At 67.3% G+C, this 19,806-nt stretch carries 22 protein-coding genes; 9 read left to right on the forward strand and 13 right to left on the reverse strand.

Features of this window, described 5'->3' with window-relative positions:
* Nucleotides 1–227: 227 nt before the first annotated feature.
* The 11 genes from NWF22_RS13760 to NWF22_RS13810 all read right to left on the reverse strand — a co-directional run bounded on the left by NWF22_RS13760 (nt 228) and on the right by NWF22_RS13810 (nt 10,264).
* On the reverse strand, nt 228–1,970 hold the full coding sequence (locus NWF22_RS13760; protein WP_160904083.1) for a sodium/solute symporter: 1,743 nt from the start codon (nt 1,968–1,970) through the stop codon (nt 228–230).
* Nucleotides 1,971–1,976: 6 nt separating this feature from the next.
* Entirely contained in the window at nt 1,977–2,348 is a 372-nt protein-coding gene (locus NWF22_RS13765; protein ID WP_160904084.1) for a hypothetical protein, read from the reverse strand.
* Nucleotides 2,345–3,142, reverse strand: coding sequence for a LytR/AlgR family response regulator transcription factor (locus NWF22_RS13770; RefSeq protein WP_160904085.1), 798 nt, complete (start codon nt 3,140–3,142; stop codon nt 2,345–2,347). The genes NWF22_RS13765 and NWF22_RS13770 overlap by 4 nt, the downstream gene beginning before the upstream one ends.
* Nucleotides 3,143–3,173: 31 nt before the next feature.
* On the reverse strand, nt 3,174–4,391 hold the full coding sequence (locus NWF22_RS13775; RefSeq protein ID WP_160904195.1) for a histidine kinase: 1,218 nt from the start codon (nt 4,389–4,391) through the stop codon (nt 3,174–3,176).
* 89 nt (nt 4,392–4,480) lie between these two features.
* Entirely contained in the window at nt 4,481–6,067 is a 1,587-nt protein-coding gene (locus tag NWF22_RS13780; protein ID WP_160904086.1) for a polyamine aminopropyltransferase, read from the reverse strand.
* A gap of 16 nt (nt 6,068–6,083) precedes the next feature.
* Nucleotides 6,084–6,509: a DUF350 domain-containing protein gene (locus NWF22_RS13785; RefSeq protein WP_160904087.1), complete on the reverse strand. Its 426-nt coding sequence runs from the start codon at nt 6,507–6,509 to the stop codon at nt 6,084–6,086.
* A 71-nt stretch (nt 6,510–6,580) separates the two neighbouring features.
* Nucleotides 6,581–7,192: a DUF4247 domain-containing protein gene (locus NWF22_RS13790; RefSeq protein ID WP_160904088.1), complete on the reverse strand. Its 612-nt coding sequence runs from the start codon at nt 7,190–7,192 to the stop codon at nt 6,581–6,583.
* Nucleotides 7,189–7,728 carry a DUF2617 family protein gene (locus NWF22_RS13795; RefSeq protein ID WP_160904089.1) on the reverse strand — a complete coding sequence of 180 codons (540 nt, stop codon included), beginning with the start codon at nt 7,726–7,728 and terminating at the stop codon, nt 7,189–7,191. Before NWF22_RS13795 ends, NWF22_RS13790 begins: the two co-directional genes overlap by 4 nt.
* The gene (locus tag NWF22_RS13800) at nt 7,725–8,357 is read right to left on the reverse strand and encodes a DUF4178 domain-containing protein (protein WP_160904090.1); all 633 of its coding nucleotides are present in this window, start codon (nt 8,355–8,357) and stop codon (nt 7,725–7,727) included. Before NWF22_RS13800 ends, NWF22_RS13795 begins: the two co-directional genes overlap by 4 nt.
* Nucleotides 8,358–8,497: 140 nt before the next feature.
* On the reverse strand, nt 8,498–8,971 hold the full coding sequence (locus NWF22_RS13805) for an Hsp20/alpha crystallin family protein (protein ID WP_160904091.1): 474 nt from the start codon (nt 8,969–8,971) through the stop codon (nt 8,498–8,500).
* Between the two features lie 111 nt (nt 8,972–9,082).
* A complete protein-coding gene (locus NWF22_RS13810; protein WP_160904092.1) occupies nt 9,083–10,264 on the reverse strand; it encodes a nitrate ABC transporter substrate-binding protein in 1,182 nt (393 codons plus the stop codon).
* A 297-nt stretch (nt 10,265–10,561) separates the two neighbouring features.
* Between NWF22_RS13810 and NWF22_RS13815 the strand changes: the two genes are divergently transcribed.
* The 5 genes from NWF22_RS13815 (at nt 10,562) to groL (ending at nt 16,055) form a co-directional block, all read left to right on the forward strand.
* Nucleotides 10,562–11,341 (forward strand): ABC transporter ATP-binding protein, encoded by a 780-nt coding sequence (locus NWF22_RS13815; RefSeq protein WP_160904093.1) that lies wholly within the window; start codon nt 10,562–10,564, stop codon nt 11,339–11,341.
* Nucleotides 11,338–12,240 carry an ABC transporter permease gene (locus tag NWF22_RS13820; RefSeq protein WP_160904094.1) on the forward strand — a complete coding sequence of 301 codons (903 nt, stop codon included), beginning with the start codon at nt 11,338–11,340 and terminating at the stop codon, nt 12,238–12,240. Before NWF22_RS13815 ends, NWF22_RS13820 begins: the two co-directional genes overlap by 4 nt.
* Nucleotides 12,241–12,400: 160 nt before the next feature.
* Nucleotides 12,401–13,432 (forward strand): isopenicillin N synthase family dioxygenase, encoded by a 1,032-nt coding sequence (locus NWF22_RS13825; RefSeq protein WP_160904095.1) that lies wholly within the window; start codon nt 12,401–12,403, stop codon nt 13,430–13,432.
* A gap of 28 nt (nt 13,433–13,460) precedes the next feature.
* Nucleotides 13,461–14,138 carry a GntR family transcriptional regulator gene (locus NWF22_RS13830; protein ID WP_160904096.1) on the forward strand — a complete coding sequence of 226 codons (678 nt, stop codon included), beginning with the start codon at nt 13,461–13,463 and terminating at the stop codon, nt 14,136–14,138.
* A gap of 291 nt (nt 14,139–14,429) precedes the next feature.
* A complete protein-coding gene (groL, locus tag NWF22_RS13835; RefSeq protein ID WP_160904097.1) occupies nt 14,430–16,055 on the forward strand; it encodes a chaperonin GroEL in 1,626 nt (541 codons plus the stop codon).
* Between the two features lie 101 nt (nt 16,056–16,156).
* On the opposite strand, the gene NWF22_RS24625 is transcribed toward groL, so the two are convergent.
* Nucleotides 16,157–16,315, reverse strand: coding sequence for a DUF8730 family Cys-rich protein (locus NWF22_RS24625; protein ID WP_507237295.1), 159 nt, complete (start codon nt 16,313–16,315; stop codon nt 16,157–16,159).
* Nucleotides 16,316–16,442: 127 nt separating this feature from the next.
* Here NWF22_RS24625 and NWF22_RS13840 point away from each other — a divergent pair, with 127 nt between their 5' ends.
* Nucleotides 16,443–17,255, forward strand: coding sequence for a tyrosine-protein phosphatase (locus NWF22_RS13840; protein WP_160904098.1), 813 nt, complete (start codon nt 16,443–16,445; stop codon nt 17,253–17,255).
* A gap of 7 nt (nt 17,256–17,262) precedes the next feature.
* Here NWF22_RS13840 and NWF22_RS13845 read toward each other — a convergent pair whose 3' ends face one another.
* Nucleotides 17,263–17,763 (reverse strand): PaaI family thioesterase, encoded by a 501-nt coding sequence (locus tag NWF22_RS13845; protein WP_202399022.1) that lies wholly within the window; start codon nt 17,761–17,763, stop codon nt 17,263–17,265.
* A 49-nt stretch (nt 17,764–17,812) separates the two neighbouring features.
* Here NWF22_RS13845 and NWF22_RS13850 point away from each other — a divergent pair, with 49 nt between their 5' ends.
* The 3 genes from NWF22_RS13850 to NWF22_RS13860 all read left to right on the forward strand — a co-directional run bounded on the left by NWF22_RS13850 (nt 17,813) and on the right by NWF22_RS13860 (nt 19,716).
* The gene (locus tag NWF22_RS13850) at nt 17,813–18,415 is read left to right on the forward strand and encodes a TetR/AcrR family transcriptional regulator (protein WP_160904100.1); all 603 of its coding nucleotides are present in this window, start codon (nt 17,813–17,815) and stop codon (nt 18,413–18,415) included.
* Between the two features lie 119 nt (nt 18,416–18,534).
* Nucleotides 18,535–19,212, forward strand: a complete 678-nt coding sequence (locus tag NWF22_RS13855) for a DUF4166 domain-containing protein (protein WP_160904101.1) — start codon at nt 18,535–18,537, stop codon at nt 19,210–19,212.
* A 63-nt stretch (nt 19,213–19,275) separates the two neighbouring features.
* Nucleotides 19,276–19,716 (forward strand): SRPBCC family protein, encoded by a 441-nt coding sequence (locus NWF22_RS13860; RefSeq protein ID WP_160904102.1) that lies wholly within the window; start codon nt 19,276–19,278, stop codon nt 19,714–19,716.
* The last annotated feature ends 90 nt before the right edge of the window (nt 19,717–19,806 follow it).

Below are 19,806 nucleotides of genomic sequence, written 5' to 3' on the forward strand. Positions count from 1 at the left end.
ATGTCTGTGATGACTCTCGATTGGCAAGCGTATTGAGGTGCAGGTCACAACAGAATGGCGTGGCACGGGTCACACGTTGAAGTCGAGCGACTGTGCGATGGGCGGTCGATGACGGCCGATGAACGGTTGGGTGGAGGTCGGCCGCAACCGCGCAACCACCACGCCGACGCGCACGTCGCGACCTGCGCGGTGTCACGGCGCGTGCGCGGTTGCACCACCGGCGCCACCTACTCGCTCGGGAGCCGCTCGATCCCCATGCCGAGGCGCTCCGGAACGTGCATCCGGGCAAAGGTGCGAGACAGATCCTGGGGCAGGTGCCGGCGCGTGGCCAGGCTGACGAGGACCATGGTGGCGAACGCCAGCGGCACGGTCACCGCGGCCGGATACCCGATGATCTCGGCGGCCCAGCCGCCCAACATGTCGTTGTCGACGACCCCGGCGATCGCGAGGCTGGTCGCCGCCCCCGAACTCACCCCGCCGACGATCAGTCCGGCGACCGCTCCCGGGGCGGTCAGCCCGCGCCACCAGATCCCCAGCACCAGCAGCGGACACAGCGTCGAGGCGGCGACGGCGAACACCAGGCCGACGGTGCGTGACAGCTCGAGCGACGACGCCGCCAGCGACAGCCCGATCGGGATCACCCCGCCGATGAGGGCCGCGATCCGGAAGTCGCGCACCCGCCCCCGCAGCACATCGGTCGACAATGCGCCGGCCACGCTGACCAGTAGACCCGACGACGTCGCGAGAAACGCCGCGATGGCCCCGGCCGCCACCAATGCGGCCAGGATCTGGCCGGCGAGCCCGCCGACCGCCGCGGCGGGCAGCAACAGCACGGCCGCATCGGAGGTGCCGGTGATCAGCAACTGCGGCACATACAGTCGGGCCAGCACGCCGAGCACCGTCGGGAACAGATAGAACAGCGACAACAGGGCGATCACCACCAATGCGGTGCGCCGTGACGACCGTCCGTCCGGGTTGGTGTAGAACCGCACCAGCACATGGGGCAGTCCCATGGTTCCCAGGAAAGTTGCGATGATCAGCGACAACACCTCGAACAGTGGCTGCCGACCGCCCAGTCCGCCGCCCGAGGCGATCCAGCCCTCTCCGGTGGTGGGGGCGCCGTCGACCACCGGAGTCGCCGTCCCGGCCTCCAGGTGGATGACGCTGCCGGCGCCGACGTCATGCTCACCCGTGGCCGGGAACGGGGCGTTCTCAACAATGTTCCCGTCGAGGGTGCCGGTGATGCTCAGCCCGGCGGTTTCGGGCACCGTCATCGTGACCGGGGTGGTCACGTTCACGGTGGTGGCCTGGTCGACCCGCGGCGGGACCGGATCGCCCAGCGCGGCACGGTCGGTGAGATACACCGTCAGCAGTACCAGCGCGGGCACGGCGATCGCGGTGAGTTTGAGCCAGTACTGGAATGCCTGCACAAAGGTGATCGAGCGCATCCCGCCACCCACCACGTTGACGATGACGATGGCACCCACCGCGACGGCCCCGGTCCACACCGGTGCGCCCAGCAGGATGTTCAGCGTCAGGCCGGCACCTTGCAGCTGCGGGATCAGGTAGAGGATGCAGACCACCACGACGACGGTCATCGCGGTCAACCGTGCGGCGCGGGAGTCGAGCCGGAACTCGGCGAAGTCGGGGACGGTGTAGGCGCCGGACCGTCGCAGCGGTGCCGCCACGAACAGCAGCAGCCCCAGATAGCCGGCGGTGAATCCGACCGGATACCACAGCGCGTCTGCGCCGTACTTGGCGACGAGTCCGGCTACTCCCAGAAAGGATGCGGCGGAGAGATATTCGCCGGAGATGGCCGCGGCGTTCCAGCGTGGGCCGACGCTGCGCGAGGCCACCAGGAAATCCGAGGTGGTGCGCGAGAGTCGACCGCCGTACGCGCCGACGGCGACCGTCGCAAAAGCGGCGAGCGCGAGCGCGGTCGCGGTCAGGGCGTCGACGTCGGTGCTCACGCCGGATCAGCTCTCGTCGTCGACGACGCGCAGGAAATCTCGTTCGGCCTGCTCGGCGAAGTGCACATAGATTCGTCCGGCGGCGTACAGCAGCGGGTACAGGGCGAACACCAGCACCAGCCAGTTCAGTCGGATACCGCCGATCTCCACGGTGGTCAGCCCCGGGAATGCGGTCCCGACCAACGGGATCGCGACGATGAGGACGACGACCGCGGCTGCGAGCCGCAACGCGAGGCCCAGCTGTGCCCGCATCAGTCCGCGAACCAGGGCGTCGCCGACGTCGGTCTGTTCCTGGACCTCGACCCGCGTGCGCATCATCCGGGCGCCGCGGCGTTGTGCGAGAACGACGCGTTCGCGCCGGGGTGGGTGATCGGTCATGGCTGCGCGCGGGGGTCGGTGTCGGCTCGGATCTGACGCATCGGGTCGCGGATCAGCAGGTCTTTCAGTTCACGCAACTGCCGGCGGCTCACCGGTAGCTCGACGGCCCCGGATGCCCCGTTGGCACGCACGCACACCACCGTCGACGACCCCTTCGCGCGCAGGCCGGTGACCATCGGCAGCGCCACCAGATAGGAGCGGTGCACGCGATGGAAGCCGTGGTCGGCCCAGCGGGCGGCCAACGTGGACAGCGGAACCCGCACCAGATGCGCGCCGGAGTCGGAGTGCAGGCGGGCGTAGTCGCCGACTGCCTCGACCCAGGAGATGCTGTCGCGCCGCACCAGCGAGGTGACGCCGGAGAGTTCGACGGGGATGACCTCGTCGCCGCCGGTCGGCCGGGGGAGTGGTTCCGGCGACTGTTGCGCGGTGTCGCCGGCGGCCACGACGCGGGCGATGGCCTGGGTGAGGCGTTCCTCGCGCAGCGGTTTGAGCAGGTAGTCCACCGCGCCCACATCGAAGGCGTCAACCGCCTTGTCGTCGTGGGCGGTCACGAACACCACCCGCGGCGGCTCGGCATATCTGGTGAGGACACCGGCCAGTTCGAGGCCGCTGAGTCCCGGCATGTTGATGTCGAGGAAGATCGCGTCGATCCGGTGTTCGGAGAGTTCGCGCAGTGCATGGGTGGCGTCGCCGGCGGTGAACACCGCGTCGACGTCGGGTTGCCGGCCGAGGAGGTACGCGAGTTCGTCGAGGGCCGGCGGTTCGTCGTCGACCGCGAGCACGCTCAGCGGCATCGACCCACCTCCTTCGACGGCCCGAGACTCCTCAGGCGCGGATACCGGCACGGAATTTCGGGACGCGCATACCGACCCGCGTGCCCGCGCCGATGCCTGTTTCGACCACTAGACCGTAGTCGTTGCCGAACGCTGCTCGCAGCCGATGATCGACATTGGTCAGTCCGACATGTGCTCCGTCGGACTCGCTGCGCTGTGCCGGATCGCCGGCCGGGTCCAGGGCGTCGATGTCGCCGGAGCGCAACAGTTCCGGGTCCATCCCGACCCCGTCGTCCTCGATGGTGATCACGCAGTCGCTGCCCTCGTCGGCTGCGGTGATGGTGATGGTTCCGCCGCCTTTGCCGGCCAACCCGTGGCGCACCGCGTTCTCCACGAGCGGCTGCAATGCCAGAAACGGCACCACCACGTTGAGGACTTCGGGCGACACCTGCAGCTTGACGTCGAGCGATGGGCCGAAGCGGGCCCGTTCCAGCGTGAGGTAGCGGTCGATGTTGCGCAATTCGTCTGCCAGCAGGGTGTATTCACCTGCCGCGCGAAACGAGTAGCGGGTGAAGTCGGCGAAATCCAGGATCAGCTCGCGAGCACGATCGGGGTCGGTGCGGACGAACGACGCGATGGTGTTGAGCGCGTTGTAAATGAAGTGCGGACTGATCTGGGCGCGCAGCGCGAGCACCTCGGCACGATCGAGACGTGCGCGTGAGGCCTCGAGTTCGGCCAACTCGATCTGGCTCGACACGTAGCGGGCGACCTCGCCGACCGCACCCAGCATGCCGGGGCCCGGCCGATGGTGGGTGGCGACCACCAGCACGCCGAGGCTGGTGTCGTCGCCGACGAGCGGTTGCGCGATCAGGGCCCGGACCGGTGACTCGGAACCGCAGGGATCGCTCACCAGCACCCGCCGTTGATCGTCGTGGGCCGTCCTGGCCACCTCTGCCGTGGCCGTCGTCATCTCCCCGGTCCAGACGGCGTCGTCGTCGGGTTCGCGGGCCAGCAGCGATCCGGGTGCGTCGTAGAGCGCCACGGCGTCGGCGGCGGTCAGCGCCCGTAGATGCGGTACCGCGGCGCGTGCGGATTCCGGCGACAGTCCACCGCGTAGTGAGCGGGCCGCCCGCGATGCCGTCTGCAATGCGAAATGGACCGCCCGCTCGGTGGGGGTGGAGACCACCCGGCGGGTGCGCACGAGCACTACCCCGGCGGCGACGGAGAGCGCGCCGACCACGACGAGTACCGCCACCAGCAGTCCGGACATGGGGTCCACGATCCCATCTTCCTGCGTGGTTGGGGATGGGTTCGGACCCGTCGTGCGTCCGTTTCCGCAGCAGCCAAGCGCGGACTGCGTCAGTACACCGACCATTCGCCCTGTGCGTACCGCAGGATGCGCGGATCCATCAGGGTTGACGGCGGCAGGTCGAGCCGCGGGCGGTCCGCCGGAAATACTGCGGCGGCAGCGAGTTCGTCGTCACTGAGGAAGCGCATCGGCCCGGGTGCGTCCAGCCGGAGCGTTGGCGGACCGCCGCGACCGGTGAGGAAGAAGCCCCAGTCCCCGAACGACGGCACATCCGCGTGATACGGCCTGCTCGCCAGGCCGGCGTCGCGGAGCGTTGACTCGATGCACCAGAACGACTTCGGTGCGAAGTACGGCGATCCGGCCTGCACCACCATCCGCCCGCCGTCGGCGAGGTGGCGTGCCGCGAGCGCGTAGAACTCGGTGGAATACAGCTTGGCCGTTGCCGAGTCGTCGGGATCGGGCATGTCGACGATGATGACGTCGAACGCCCCACGGTTCTGCCGCAGCCAGGAGAACGCGTCGGCGGTGACGACGGTGCTGCGCGAATCGTCCAGCGACCCCTGGTTCAGCCGGGTCAACCGCTCGTCCTCCCGGCCGAGCCGGATCATCTCCGGGTCCAGTTCCACCAGCGTCGCCGAGGTGCCGGGATAGCGGAGGACCTCGCGCAATCCCAGGCCGTCGCCGCCCCCGAGGATCAGAACTCGGTCGTGGGGACCCGCCATCGCCGGATGCACCAGCGACTCGTGGTAGCGGTATTCGTCGATGGACGAGAACTGCAGATCACCGTTGAGGTAGAGCCGGGTATCGGGACCCAGCGGGGTGCGACGCTCGGTGATCACGATGTCCTGATAGGGAGTTCGCTCGGCGGCCACGATCGGGTCGCGGAACATCGCCTGCCGTGCGGTCACCTCGAACCGGTCCGCCCACACCATGCCGGCGACCAATGCGGCGATGACGGAGACCGCGGCGATGCCGAGCACGGCACGTGCCGGCCGGGAGAGGTCGCGGCGGAAGACGACGAACACGAGAAACGACCCGGCGGCCGCATTCACCAACCCGACCACCAGGGCGCCCTCGAGCTGACCGAACAGCGGTAGCAGCAGAAATGGGAAGCACAGGCCACCGACGAGCGCGCCGATGTAGTCGACGGCGAACATGTCGGCGACCGCACTGCCGGCATCCTGGCGGCGGATGCGCTGCAGCAACACCATCAACAGGGGGATCTCGGCGCCGATCAGCAGACCCAACACGAACGCGACCACCACCAGGGCGGGTGTGTAGAGCGACAGGTACGCGAACGCCGCGTACAACCCCATCACCGACAACCCGCCGAGCAATGCGAGCGCGAGCTCGATCGCCGCGAACGTGACGATCGGTCGTGATTGCAGGGGTTTGGCGGCCAGCGATCCGACACCCATCGCGAACACCATCACCGCCAACACGATCGACGCCTGCGTGGCGGTGTTGCCGATCAGGAACGAACCCAGCGACACCAACGCGAGTTCGTAGACCAGACCACACGCCGCGCAGACGAAGACGACGGTGAGCAGGGCTGCGCGAGACCACCGGCCCGGCCGATGCCCCGGATCGTCACCGGCCGCCGGGTCGGTCAGCGTGGAGTCATCGGTGGTGGTCATGCTCGAACGGAGGTGACTACAGGATGGAGACGGCGACGATCAGCGCGATCCCGATGTGCACGACACCGTGGACCCACACCGCCGGATGGCTTTCGGGGTGAACGACGAGCTCGCCGAGCTTGCCGGGTGTGAACAGGTCGATGATGAAGAACGTGATCGTCATGATGGCGACGCCGATGATGGTGTACACCACGGTGTAGGTGAGGCCCTCCACCAGCCTGCCCTCGCTGGCCACGATGGCTGCCGCGACGATGATGGCGACCGCGAAGGCGTTGGAGCCGACCAGTATTCCGGCGTTGCGGTTGCGGTCGGCCCAGAGCAGGTGTCGCAGGTTGCCGGGGGTGAGGGCGTCGATCACGGCAAACGACAGCAGCATGAGGATCATGCCGGTCGCGCCATAGGCGGCAGCGGCGTAGCCATTTCGGACGATGTCGGTGAGCACGTGTCCTCCGGTTCAGGTGGTGATGCGCGTCGGATGGGGGATCGATGGTGGAGCGGTGGTCGCCCCGGGGTTCACTTGCCTCCGCCTCCCGAGCCGCCACCGCGGTAGCTGCTGCCCGACCCACCGAAGTTCGGTGTCGGAACCCAGAAACCGCCGACGTACGGCAGAAAGTGGTTGTACCCGGATCGGTAGTCACGACTGAGCATGACCTTGGTGGTACCTGCCGCCAGCGGGAACAACCCGACGACGTAGTCGGGATACTGCAAGAACTCGGTGCCGGCGACGTTGGCGGCGTTGGTCGCGTCACCGGCGCGCTGATCGGTGGGCTGCTCGACGCCACTCAACTCGGATGCCACCGTCGACGGCGTGCCTTGTGCGACATAGGCATCCACGTTGCCCTCATCGAGTGCGGGGTCGCGTTGGTAGTTCGCGGTGATGTAGTTGCGAACGCTGGCATTGTCGCCGGTCAGACCGCTGATGGCCTTCACCGAGCACATCCCGACGATCGCGAAGACCGCGATCAGGATGATCACCGCGATGAGGATGTTGCGGGTGAAATGCAGGCCGCGGCGAGGGTCGTCGCCGAACCCCGGGGTCGTGCGGAACCCACCTGGTGGTGGCCCACCGGGTGGTGGTGGCGGTCCACTGGGAGGTGGTCCGCCGGGCGGCGGGTGGTAGGTCATCGGTCGCCCCCAGCGGATCGCAGTTCGCCGGTCGTCGTGACGATCTCGGTCGACTGCGGATACGTGTGCCAGGTCTGCCATGCGATGGTGTCGCCGTGGGTGGTGGCGATCGCCGCGGTCACTGCCAGTGGCTGCCCGGGAAACCGGCCGAACAGCGCCGGCAGGCCTCGGGCCCGGTGGTCGGACGTCCGATGCCGGAGGTCGTCGACCACCACGGCCATCCGGTCGGGACCGCAATCCTGCACCGATGAGGTGAACGAATAGCGGCCGTCGTCGACGGTGCCGGGAAGCGGTGTGTCGAGCCCGGGCAGGCAGGCGACCGTCTCGCAGATCCGGTGGCCGCCGTCGTCGACGATGATCTGGTGGCTCGCACCGAGCAGTCGGACCGAGATCGTGCGGGTGCCGAAGCGATGATCGCAGCGTGCCAGCGGTTCCCGCGGGCCGGCGGTGAGCGAGAAGGCCAACTGGGCTGCGCTCGTGTCGACGTAGGGCACGTCGAGCAGCACCTGGCCGCTCGTGAGTCCGGCCGTGGTCACGTGCCGGGCGTCGGGTCGGTGGGGTAGATGCGGTATTCACTGCGCGCGATGACCTCGCCGCGCGCGCATTCCCAGCCGGAACCGAAGTCCTCGAAGGACAACCGCTCGTCACCGGCTTCGTAGTCGTGGTACCGCATCGATCCGCGGTCGTTCAGCCCGGTGGTGCCGGTGGAGAAGAAGTCGGCCGAACCGGCCTCATCGGAGTGGTAGCGCCGCCCGTCGAGCTCGACGGCGTCCGGCCCTGGTGTGAGGGTGACCCCGCTCAGTTCGTGCCACAGGACCACCTCGAGGTCCGGATCGTCTTCCACGGAGATCCAGGCCTTGCGGCCGGTGCCGGTGTCGAGAAAATTCTCGGTCCACTCGAAGCCGCTCTGCGACAGCCGCAGTGTGCCGCGCACCGCGAACGTCTCACCGCGCAGTTCCACCAGATCCCCGGGCTTGAGATGCCGCGGGTTGCCGCGGACCGCGTCGTCGTCCGCCGTCGAGAACGGGTCCCTGGGGCCGTAGGCACGCTGCTTGAGGGCCTCGGACTCAGACCGTCGTGCCTGGCGGCTGCCCAGGAAGTTGAACACCACGACCACCGCGATGATCAGCAGCAAGGCCACGATGATGATCAGCAAGAACTCCACGCGGCCGACCCTATCGCCCTTGGGCCGAGACCGACATACAGGACGTCGATGTCATGAATGACGACCGGGCATCGGGTCGAGAACCAGACGCCGACGGCCACCCGCATGCAGCGGGTGGCCGTCGGCGTGGGCGGATGCGCTCAGGTCTCCGAGATCTCGATCGAGCGCGGCTTGGTCGGAGTCGCCTTCGCGAGGTGCAGGCGGAGAACTCCGTCGGTGAGCCCGGCGGAGACCTGGTCGGCGTCCACTTCGACCGGCAGGGACACCCGGTAGTCGAACGTGCCGGTCCGGCGCGTCTGATGACGCACCTCGCCCGTGCGCTCGACCTCGGTCGTCTCCCCGTGCAGGTGGACGACGCCACCGTCGAGTTCCACGTGGATGTCCTCGCGTTTGATGCCGGGGAGTTCGGCCTCGAGGACGTAGGCCTCGTCGGTCTCCTCGATGGTCACTGCGGGAGTCCACCCGCGGGCGGGTTCGACACCACCGAAGGCGGCGTCGACGAGTTCGTTGAACCGGGATCCGAACTCGGCCAGCTCACGGTTGCGGGCGTCGTCGAAGACCCGGAACGGGCTCCAGAATGCGATGTCGGATGCACGTCGTGCGGGCAGTGCCATGATAGGAACCTCCATCTCGGTTGGCTGCAGGAGCAGCACGTTTGGCACTTAGTTGAGCGTATGAGGCTCAACTTCTATTCCCGCGGGGCGCCGGCTCCGGCGCCGATCCGGTCAGCGCACCTGATCGCTGATGAACTCCGCGGTGAACAGCTGGTCGGCGGGCAACTGTGTCGGCAGTCCGGCGCCCCCGCCGTTGAGGATCGGGGTCAGGTCGTCGATGTTCGACTGCGCCTTGGCCATGTCGTAGCTACCCCATACGCCGTCGGTGCCGGGTGCGATGACGGCCTTGTCTTTCAACAGTTCGGCGGAGTAGGCGGCCTCGCCCTCGGAGTACGGCGTGAACCCGACGTCGGCGGACACCCAATCGACGATCGTCGCGTTGATGGCCTCCGGCGAGCCCACGTAGTCCTTGCCGGTCTGCTGGATCATCGGCACGAGCTTCTCCAGGCACGGCGACATCTCCTCCAGCCGGTCCGCGCGCACCGAGACGTTCGAGGCGTAGACGTCGTAGCCGGCGTCCTTGACCATCGCGTAGGCGATGGGTTTGTTCCACGACGGGGTCTCGTGCTCGTAGGTGTAGGGCTCGGAATTCGCGAAGCCCTGCTGGGCGATGGTCGGATCGCCGACGAAGCGGGCCGGCGCACCGTCATAGCTGGTGTCGAGCTGGCTCTCCTTCAGCAGACCCTTGGCGACCAGCCATTGCGGAAAGATCTGATCCTTGCTGACCACCACGGTCTCGTCGGTCTTGCCGATGTCGGCGATGGTGGTCTGATCGGGATGCGTCTGCGGATCCCACATCAGGATCGACGGGTTGTACTGCAACAGTGGCGTCACGCCGACGACCCGCTGGTCGGTGGCGGCGGCGATCAGCTGATCACCGTGCACGAGCCCCAGGTCGATCGAATCGTCGGCGTACATCGCCGACGGAACCGACTGGAAGCCGATCGCGGGCCCGCCGGCGCGCAGGGTGATGTCCACGCCGGTGTCCCCGCCGTCGAACACCAGGGGGCCGGTCACCGACTTGGTGTCGGTGTCGATGCTGTACCCCGGTCCGAGCAGGCCGATCACGCCGGCCATGTCCGACTGCGGCTGCCATTGCAGCTGCACGACGACGTTCTCCGGGCAGACAGTGCTGAGGTCGTACTCGGCGGGAGCCGGCTGCAGGCTCGACGCCGCGGCGGTCTCGGTGTCGGAATCGCTGCCGCATCCCGCGAGTGCGGTGGCGCAGATGGCGGCGGTCGCCAGCGTCACCGCCCGAACTGTGCGGGTGGCGAATGGGGAACGAGGGGTCATGAGAACTCCTGAGGACTGATGCCAGAAAGTCGCGGTATGCGATCTACATGTAAAGCTAGGACCTGAAGACCGGTTGCGCCAGTCGACTGCATGTAGCGGTCGGAAGCGTTGTAATGGCCCGGACACGCTGGTCTGCGCAGCTCAATTCCCGAAAATCCGCAGGTGGAAGTCGGTCATGTCTGCGTCGATGTCATGCAGTGTTTACGTACGGACACGGAAAAGAAATACATGTAGAGCACTATGTGCATAAGCAGATGGGCGACCATCTACATGTACTTCGGACCATGGGAAGCGTGTATGAACCTCTTCGACACCATGAATGATGCTGACGCGCGTCATCTCACCAAGGGCATCGTGATCTCGGCGGCCGGCGTCACCAAACAGTTCGGGTCGGGCACCCGGGCCCTCGACGGCGTCGACGTCGACGTCGCCGACGGGGACTTCGTGGCGGTCGTCGGACCGTCCGGATGTGGCAAGTCGACCCTGTTGCGAATGGCGGCCGGCCTCGAGCAGCCGACCGACGGCAGCGTCGCACTCGCCACCGACTCGGTGGGCTTCATCTTCCAGGAGCCCACCCTGCTGCCCTGGCGATCGGTGCGGGCCAACGTCGAGCTCTGCGCCGAGATCGCGCGCCTGCCCAAGGCGGAGCGTCGCGTCCGCGCTCAACGCGCCATCGATGCGGTCGGTTTGAGCGGGTTCGAGGGGCAGCGCCCGCGCATGTTGTCGGGCGGCATGAAGATGCGTGCCTCGCTGGCGCGCACCCTCACCTCCGAGCCGCAGGTGATGTTGCTCGACGAACCCTTCGGCGCCCTCGACGAGATGACCCGCCTGGACATGCAGGCCGAACTGCAGCGGTTGTACGCCGATCGCGGGTTCACGGCCATGTTCATCACCCATTCGGTGTCGGAGGCCGTCTTCCTCGCCAACCGGGTGATCGTGATGTCGGCGCGCCCGGGCCGGATCGTCGCCGACATCCGCATCGACTTCCCCTACCCGCGAGACCCAGATCTTCGCTACGACAACCGGTTCACCGAACACGTCGCGGACATCTCCGAAACCCTGCGAGGTGCACGATGACCACCACCACCGCGTCCATCACCACACCATCCGCCGCGTCGACATCGGCTACGCGGTCCAGCGATCCGACGCCGGCCGACAGCACTCACGCACCGATCGGCGGACCGCCGTCGAGTCGTGGCCGACGATTCGCCAATTCGTTTGTGCGGTACGGCCTTCCGCCCTTGATCTCGTTGGCCGTCGGCATCGGTCTCTGGTACTGCGTCTCGTACCTGATCCTGAGTCCGACGCGACGGTTTCTGCTTCCGCCGCCGCACGATGTGCTCACCAATTCACTACTCGACCCCGATCACGTCGGACCGATGCTCGACGCGCTGTGGGTCACCGCCAAGGTCAGTATCGTGGGATTCGCCTTCGCCGCCCTTGTCGGCGTCGCCATCGGTGTGGTGATGAGCCGCGGGTCGTTGCTCGAGCGGGCCATCTATCCGTGGGCTGTTGTACTGCAGGTGATCCCGGTATTGGCGATCGTGCCGCTGATCGGTTTGTGGTTCGGCTACGGCATGGTGGCACGCACCATCGTCTGCGTGATCATCGCGATCTTCCCGATCATCGCCAATACCCACTTCGGCCTGGTATCGGTCGACCGGGGGTCGCACGAACTGTTCACGCTGTCGAAGGCGTCCACCGCTCAGCGGCTCGTCAAACTCGAGTTCCCGTCGGCGCTCCCGTCGATGATGACCGGTTTCCGCACCGCCTCGGGCCTCGTGGTGGTCGGCGCCATCATCGGCGACATGTTCTTCGCCAAGGGAGAACCCGGCATCGGCACCCTCCTCGACATCTACCGGGCCCGACTGCAATCCGACGATCTCATCGCCGCCATCGTGCTCGCCTCGTTGTTCGGTATCGCCGTGTTCGGGATCTTCAGCGTGCTCAACGCGTTCGTGAATCGTCGCCGGTGAGGTCTCGATACGCCCTCCGCTATCGCTCCGGGCTACTCGACCAGCCGAGGCGAGCGCTGATCGAGTAGGCGACGAGCGCAGCGAGGTGACGTATCCGCCGGGCTGAGCTTGTCGAAGTCGAGATCAGACCCTCATCCAGCCATCAACCAAGGAGAACACCATGTTCAACGTCCCCGTCATCGATATCTCCAGCTACGTCGACCCGCATGGATCAGCCGCCGACCGCGCTCGAGTCGCCCGCGAGCTCGATGCGGCCTGCAGCACGGTCGGCTTCGTGCAGGTCGTGGGCCACGGTATCCCCGCGGCCACGATCGACGGACTCATTGCCGCCCTCGACGAGTTCTATGCTCTACCGCTCGACGTCAAGAAGCGCTACACCCGGCCAGGCGAGAACCGCGGCTACAGCCCGCCCAAGAGCGAATCGCTGAGTATGAGCCTCGGGGTGGCCGCGGCGAATCAGATGAACGACTTCTACGAGGCCTTCACAGTGGGCTCCGAACGAGGCTGGTTCGCCGGCCTCGACCTGCCCGAGACGAGCTATGCCCGCAACACGTGGCCGGTCGCCGCCCCTGGTTTCCGCACGGCCGTCGAGGCCTGGTTCGCCGCCGCCCGTGGGGTGTCGCGCGTGCTGCTGACCGCGTGCACCGACGCCCTCGATTTGCCGACGGCCTATTTCGACGATCTGACCGACCATTCGATCGACGCGTTGAAGATGAACAACTACACCCTGCCCGAGGGCGAGATCGAGCTCGCCGGCGAACTCACCGGGATGGGAGCGCACACCGACTTCGGCATCCTGACCGTGCTGTGGGCCGACCAGGTGCCCGGCCTCCAGGTCCTCGACGTGGACGGCGTCTGGCACGACGTCCAACCCGCCGACGGTGCCCTACTGGTGAACCTCGGCGACGCGATGGCGCGGTGGACCAACGACCGATGGCGCTCCACGGTGCATCGGGTGGACCCGCCGGTGGTCGACGGCCGGATCATCCGTCGCCGGTCGGCGGCCTTCTTCTTCGACGGCAACCATGACGCGGTGATCGAGACATTGCCCGGCTGCGCGAGCGCCGAGCGACCCGGCTATCCGCCGATCACCGTCGCCGAGAACATCGACGCCAAGCTCGCCGGGATGAAGACGGGAGTGGCTCCCGAGTTCGCCGACCGCGAAGCCCAGCGTGTGATGGCTGCACGATGAGGGCCGACGCCGTCATCATGGATGGATCATGAGCATTTCGGACAGCCTCCCGTCGACGCGATCGGCCGGGTCCGACGGCGCGCTGTTGACCCAGGCGGTGTTGCGCCGACTGCGCGACGAGATCTTCTCCGGCGCGTTGGAGCCGGGCACGTCGCTGTCGGTGCCGGGTCTCGCCGCCCGGCTCGAGGTGTCCCGCAGTCCTGTGCGGGAGGCGGTTCAGCAACTCGTGGTCGACGGCCTGGCGGTCTACACGCCGCGGGCGGGTGCGAAGGTCGCCCACCTCGACGACGACATGCTGCGGCACGTCTTCCAGGTGCGCGAGGTGCTCGACGGACTCGCCGCCCGGGAGGCCACCACACGGGTCACGCTCGCCGACCTGGGTGAGCTGTGGGAGCGGGTGCGCGAGCAGGAGGCCTACCTGCAGACCGCCGCCGATCACCGGCGCGACGCAGACCTGGACCTCGATTTCCACACCGCGGTCCGCGGGCACTCGGGCAACAAACCCCTGTGTGATGCGTTGTTCCGGCTCGACACCCAAACGCACCTCTACCGCTCCGACATGTGGAGTCACGACGTGAACAGGCGGCTGGCCGTGGCCGAGCATCGCCGGATCGTCGCCGCGCTGGAGGCCGGTGACGCCGACGAAGCCGAGCGCGCGGCTAAGGCTCACGCCGCCGGTGTGCTCGTCCGGTTGTTGCGGAAGTGAGTAGTGCCCGCCCGGTCCCGCGCACCCGTCGCGTTCGCGCGCATGTCGCGACGTGCGCGGCGTCATGTCGACTGCGCGGTTGTCCCGAAGGTCAGGCGGCATCTCGGGGGCGCTTCGCCGGCCTTGCACTCGCCCTGCCCGAGTGCTAAAACGGTCTTTGGCACTCGCAAGCAGTGAGTGCCAGGTCGGGACGGTGAGATCGGTTCCGAATGACACACCGGTCGTCCGTCGCGGGCACCGAGTCCGGCCATAGATACCTGGTGTCACCCCCTATCGGAGGATCACTTACCCATGGCCAAGCAAATCGCGTTCGACGAAGAGGCCCGCCGCGGTCTCGAGCGTGGCCTCAACAGCCTCGCCGACGCAGTCAAGGTGACGTTGGGCCCCAAGGGCCGCAACGTCGTCCTGGAGAAGAAGTGGGGCGCCCCCACCATCACCAACGACGGTGTGTCCATCGCCAAGGAGATCGAGCTCGAGGATCCCTACGAGAAGATCGGCGCCGAGCTCGTCAAGGAAGTCGCCAAGAAGACCGACGACGTCGCCGGCGACGGCACCACCACCGCCACCGTTCTCGCCCAGGCTCTCGTCCGTGAGGGCCTGCGCAACGTCGCTGCCGGCGCCAACCCGATGGGTCTGAAGCGCGGCATCGAGAAGGCCACCGAGGCCGTCACCGAGTCGCTGCTCAAGAGCGCCAAGGAGGTCGAGACCAAGGAGCAGATCGCTGCCACCGCGGGCATCTCGGCCGGCGACCCGTCCATCGGCGAGCTCATCGCCGAGGCCATGGACAAGGTCGGCAAGGAAGGCGTCATCACGGTCGAGGAGGCTCAGACCTTCGGCCTGCAGCTCGAGCTCACCGAGGGCATGCGCTTCGACAAGGGCTACATCTCGGGCTACTTCGTGACCGACGCCGATCGTCAGGAAGCGGTCCTCGAGGATCCGTACATCCTGCTCGTCTCGGGCAAGGTCTCGACCGTCAAGGACCTGCTGCCGCTGCTGGAGAAGGTCATCCAGGCCGGCAAGCCGCTGCTGATCATCGCCGAGGACGTCGAGGGCGAAGCCCTGTCGACCCTGGTCGTGAACAAGATCCGTGGCACCTTCAAGTCCGTCGCCGTCAAGGCTCCGGGCTTCGGTGACCGTCGCAAGGCCATGCTGGCCGACATCGCCATCCTCACCGGTGGCGAGGTCATCAGCGAAGAGGTCGGTCTCTCGCTGGAGAGCGCCGGCATCGAGCTGCTCGGTACCGCTCGCAAGGTCGTCGTGACCAAGGACGAGACCACCATCGTCGACGGGTCGGGCGATGCCGACGCGATCGCCGGTCGCGTGGCGCAGATCCGAAGCGAGATCGAGAACAGCGACTCCGACTACGACCGTGAGAAGCTGCAGGAGCGTCTGGCCAAGCTGGCCGGCGGTGTTGCGGTCATCAAGGCGGGCGCGGCCACCGAGGTCGAGCTCAAGGAGCGCAAGCACCGCATCGAGGACGCCGTCCGCAACGCGAAGGCTGCCGTGGAAGAGGGCATCGTCGCCGGCGGTGGCGTGGCCCTGCTGCAGTCCGAGGCTGCCATCGACGGCATCTCGCTCGAGGGTGACGAGGCCACCGGCGCCAACATCGTCAAGGTTGCGCTGTCGGCTCCGGCCAAGCAGATCGCGATCAACGCGGGCCTCGAGCCCGGCGTCGTCGCCGACAAGATCCTCAACTCGCCGAAGGGCACCGGCCTCAACGCCGCCACCGGCGCATACGAGGACCTGCTCGCCGCCGGCATCAACGACCCGGTGAAGGTCACCCGCTCGGCGCTGCAGAACGCAGCCTCGATCGCGGCCCTGTTCCTCACCACCGAGGCCGTCGTCGCCGACAAGCCGGAGAAGAACCCGGCCCCGGCCATGCCGGGCGGCGACGAGATGGGTGGCATGGGCTTCTGATCTGATCAGAACCCGCGTTCATCCGACGCACCTGTTCGAAGGCCGGTCATCCCACCTGGATGGCCGGCCTTCGGCGTGTCCGATGGATCCGGACTCGGGCGTCAGCGACCGCCGAACAGACGTGCAAAAAGGCCCGGCTCGCCTTCGTGGCCGGCACAGCGCTGCGACTTCGGTACGCCCCGCATCACCTGGTCGACGTGGCGGCCGCAGCCGCGCCAAGTGGCCTTGCCGCACTTACGGCAGGTCGCCTGATGGCACATGGTGACTCCTCGGTCTGGACGTGATGAGATACCTCCTCACCTTACATACCCCTGGGGGTATAAATCTCGGGGGTGGCGTGTGGGTCGCGACACATCGCCGCCTGTGCGGGTCTGCCACCATGTACTCATGCGCGAACGTAGCGTCGATGCCGTCGACCTCACCACCGTCGCGAACTTCCGCGACCTCGGCGGCCGAGAGACAGTGGACGGCAGACGTGTCATCACCGGCCGTATCTACCGATCCGCCGCCCTCCATGAGGCCTCCGACACCGACCGTGCGTATCTCGACGGACTCGGGCTGCGGGCCGTCTACGACCTGCGTTCGCTGGCTGAGACCGACGAGGAGCCCGATCCCGTGCTCGACGGCGCCGTCGGTGTCCACCTCGACGTCCTCGCCGACGCCGAGTCGGTGAGCGCCCCGGCCAACCTGGACAAGGTGCTCTCCGATCCCGAGACCGTGGCCCTGGCCAACGAGCGGCTCGCCGACGGCAGTGGGATCGAGCGGATGCTCGGTGCCTACCGCGAACTGGTCAACCTGCCGAGCGCACTGCGGTCCTATCGCGGACTGTTCACCGGACTCCTTGCCGACGACGGGCCTGCGCTGTTCCATTGCACCGCCGGCAAGGACCGGACGGGGTGGGCGGCGGCGGCCTTCCTGTCTCTGCTCGGCGTGAGCCGCGACGCGGTCTACGAGGACTACCTGCTCACCAATGACATGTTCCTGCCCGCGGTGGCGCATGTCTTCGACGGCTTCGCCGCGGCCGGCGGCGATCCCGACCTGCTGCGCCCGTTGCTCGGCGTTCAGGCCGCCTACCTCGATGCCGCGTTCACCGAACTCGCCGACCGGTTCGGCACCATCGAGGACTACTTCGCTGACGGTCTCGGTCTCGACGCCGCCGCGCAACACGCACTTCGCGATCGCTACCTCGACGCCGACTGAGGTCCGCTCAGCGGAACACGATGCACGTGGTGGTGCCGTGGGCCACGAGTTTGCCGTCGTGAGAGAACACCTTGCCCTCGGCGGTCGCGGTGCGCCCGCCGGCGTGGATCACGGCGCCGGTTGCGGTCAGTTCGCCCGCGTCGGTCGCCACCGCCCGGATGTAGTTGATCTTCAGTTCCAGTGTCGTATAGCCGACGCCCGCGGGCAGCGTGGTGTGCACGGCGCAGCCCATCACCGAATCGAGCAGGGTGGCGCAGATGCCGCCGTGCACCGTGCCGAGCGGATTGGCGAAATCGGGTTGCGGGGTCACCGCGAAGGTCACCAAGCCTTCGTCGATCTGCTTCGGGGTCATGCCGAGCAGGCGCCCGATGCTGGGCCGAGCGTCGCGCTCGGGGTCGGAGTGCCAGGCCCGAAGCAGGTCGAGTCCCGACATCGAAAGTGGATCGGTGCCGGTTGCGGCGTCCGGCGAAGAATGCGAAGTGGTCGTCATGATTATGTATGGTTGCATAGAAGCGGCCGATTATGAAGGTCTACATATCCGAAGGGTGTGAACGTCGATGGCAACCGACCCCACGCCGGTGACAGCCGATGCGTCGGACGGGCGGGGTCCGCGCGAACGGATGGTGGTGCACGCCGCGGACCTGATCGGCCGAGACGGTGTCGCTGCGACGTCGATCGGGGACGTGATCGCGGCCAGTTCGGCACCGCGCGGATCGATCTATCATCACTTTCCCGGCGGCAAGACCGAGCTGATGACCGAAGCCGTGCGTCATGCCGGTGATTTCATCTCCCACCGGATCAGTCGTGAGCGGTCGGCGACACCGGCCGCGGCCGTCACCGCGATCGGCGACATCTGGCGGCGGATGCTGGTGAACACCGACTTCGAGTTCGGCTGTCCGGTGCTGGCCGGGGGACTGGCGCGGCGATCGGAGCCCGAGGTCGCCGACGAGGCCGAGCAGATCTTCGGCCGGTGGACCCGACTGATCTCCGCGCGCCTGATCCACGAGGGAGTCGAGGTCGAACGCGCGGATTCCCTGGCGCAGTTGATCATCGCCGCCATCGAAGGTGCGGTCGGGCTCTGCCAGACGCAGCGCAGCGTCGAACCGCTGGACCGGGTGATCGACGAATTGGCCCGGCTGTGCGACTCCGCCGCAGCCTGATCGCGCGGCCCGACGTGACCGGGACCACTGTCATCGCGTAGGTTCTTTCCCCAAAGCACGACGGTGTCGTCCCTTTGGAGAGGCGGCGGCACCCGGGGTCATTCGGGGAGGTTGACGTCATGGCGCCGGTATACCGGCAGATCCTGGGTTCGGACTTCGATCGCCTGCACCCCAACGTGGCGTGGCGCTACAGCATCGACTCCACGTCGGGGGTGGCGCAGATCGCCACCGGCATCTACGAATCGGTGTACGTCACCTCGGCGCTGCCGCCGCCGTTCTTCTGGCACTACGCCAAACGCAACGCTCTGCCGCCCAAGAGCAGCCGGATGGTGCCGTTCACCCAAGGCCACTACTGCTATATCGACGAGTTGGGACGGGAGTGTCTCGCCGTGCTGCGGGCATTCCAGTACACCAACGGCACGCGCAACCTGAACTCGCTGCTCGTCTCCGGGCGCGGTGGACTCGTCGACTACTTCGGGGACGGCCCCGAACTTCTCTATCCGATCGAACCGTCCGTCACCCGGTCGGGTGAGCTGCTCCTGGAGAGCGGGCCGATGCGCTGGCTCGGGCGGGGCCCGAAGATCGGGATGAAGGGCATGTTCGCCACGCAGATGAAGTACATCGAGGGCTGGGACGAGTCACGCCAGCGGTTCCGGTGTGACGCGACGGTCCGCAACCCGGTCATCGGTGAGATCCTGCATTTCCGCGGCTGGTTCACCGCCACCGACCAGGCGTGCACTCTGCGCGACATCCCCGACGAGGCGTGGCCGCTCAATCTCGTGGACCGCGAAACCTGACCGGAATCGGCCGAGCGCCGGGTTCGACTTCTCGCGCCGATGCCGGAGGGTAGGTTCTGTGCCATGGCTGTCTCTGCGAAAACCGAATTCGATGTCGCCGCGCCCCCGTCCGTCGTGATGGAGGTGCTGATGGACATAGCGTCGCTGCCCGACTGGTCGGGCCCGCACCGGGAAGCCGAGATCCTCACCGAGCATGACGATGGCGCGCCGCACGAGGTGCGGGTCGTCGTGACGGCGGCGGGTATCTCCGACGAACAGAGGCTCCAATACAGCTGGACCGAATTCACCTGCACGTGGGATCTGATCGAGGCGAATCAGCTCAGCGAACAGCACGGCGTCTACACCGTGACAGAGACCGAGTCGGGCTCGCACATCGAGTTCATCCTCGACGTCGAGCTGAAGATCAAACTGCCGGGCATGATCGTCAAACGCGCCCAGAAGATGGCCGTTGACACCGCACGCAAGGGGCTGACCGCAGAGGCCGAGCGCCGCCACGGTGGCTGATCGGGAAACGTTGGTGCGCAGGTGATCGTCGAGCCGACCCCGAGAGCGGCCTGCGCAGACCAATGGGTAGGCTGACTCCACGCGCCGGGT

The organism is Gordonia mangrovi (assembly GCF_024734075.1).
Taxonomy (GTDB): domain Bacteria; phylum Actinomycetota; class Actinomycetes; order Mycobacteriales; family Mycobacteriaceae; genus Gordonia; species Gordonia mangrovi.

Bases quoted from the DNA above. Each gene is read 5' to 3' on its own strand.
- NWF22_RS13825 (WP_160904095.1), top strand. From the start codon at position 12,401: ATGTTCAACGTCCCCGTCATCGATATCTCCAGCTACGTCGACCCGCAT.
- NWF22_RS13805 (WP_160904091.1), bottom strand. From the start codon at position 8,971: ATGGCACTGCCCGCACGACGTGCATCCGACATCGCATTCTGGAGCCCG.
- NWF22_RS13820 (WP_160904094.1), top strand. From the start codon at position 11,338: ATGACCACCACCACCGCGTCCATCACCACACCATCCGCCGCGTCGACA.
- NWF22_RS24625 (WP_507237295.1), bottom strand. From the start codon at position 16,315: ATGTGCCATCAGGCGACCTGCCGTAAGTGCGGCAAGGCCACTTGGCGC.
- NWF22_RS13780 (WP_160904086.1), bottom strand. From the start codon at position 6,067: ATGACCACCACCGATGACTCCACGCTGACCGACCCGGCGGCCGGTGAC.
- NWF22_RS13815 (WP_160904093.1), top strand. From the start codon at position 10,562: ATGAACCTCTTCGACACCATGAATGATGCTGACGCGCGTCATCTCACC.
- NWF22_RS13860 (WP_160904102.1), top strand. From the start codon at position 19,276: ATGGCTGTCTCTGCGAAAACCGAATTCGATGTCGCCGCGCCCCCGTCC.
- NWF22_RS13765 (WP_160904084.1), bottom strand. From the start codon at position 2,348: ATGACCGATCACCCACCCCGGCGCGAACGCGTCGTTCTCGCACAACGC.
- NWF22_RS13770 (WP_160904085.1), bottom strand. From the start codon at position 3,142: ATGCCGCTGAGCGTGCTCGCGGTCGACGACGAACCGCCGGCCCTCGAC.
- NWF22_RS13840 (WP_160904098.1), top strand. From the start codon at position 16,443: ATGCGCGAACGTAGCGTCGATGCCGTCGACCTCACCACCGTCGCGAAC.
- NWF22_RS13855 (WP_160904101.1), top strand. From the start codon at position 18,535: ATGGCGCCGGTATACCGGCAGATCCTGGGTTCGGACTTCGATCGCCTG.
- groL (WP_160904097.1), top strand. From the start codon at position 14,430: ATGGCCAAGCAAATCGCGTTCGACGAAGAGGCCCGCCGCGGTCTCGAG.
- NWF22_RS13775 (WP_160904195.1), bottom strand. From the start codon at position 4,391: ATGTCCGGACTGCTGGTGGCGGTACTCGTCGTGGTCGGCGCGCTCTCC.
- NWF22_RS13830 (WP_160904096.1), top strand. From the start codon at position 13,461: ATGAGCATTTCGGACAGCCTCCCGTCGACGCGATCGGCCGGGTCCGAC.
- NWF22_RS13850 (WP_160904100.1), top strand. From the start codon at position 17,813: ATGGCAACCGACCCCACGCCGGTGACAGCCGATGCGTCGGACGGGCGG.
- NWF22_RS13810 (WP_160904092.1), bottom strand. From the start codon at position 10,264: ATGACCCCTCGTTCCCCATTCGCCACCCGCACAGTTCGGGCGGTGACG.
- NWF22_RS13790 (WP_160904088.1), bottom strand. From the start codon at position 7,192: ATGACCTACCACCCGCCGCCCGGCGGACCACCTCCCAGTGGACCGCCA.
- NWF22_RS13845 (WP_202399022.1), bottom strand. From the start codon at position 17,763: ATGCAACCATACATAATCATGACGACCACTTCGCATTCTTCGCCGGAC.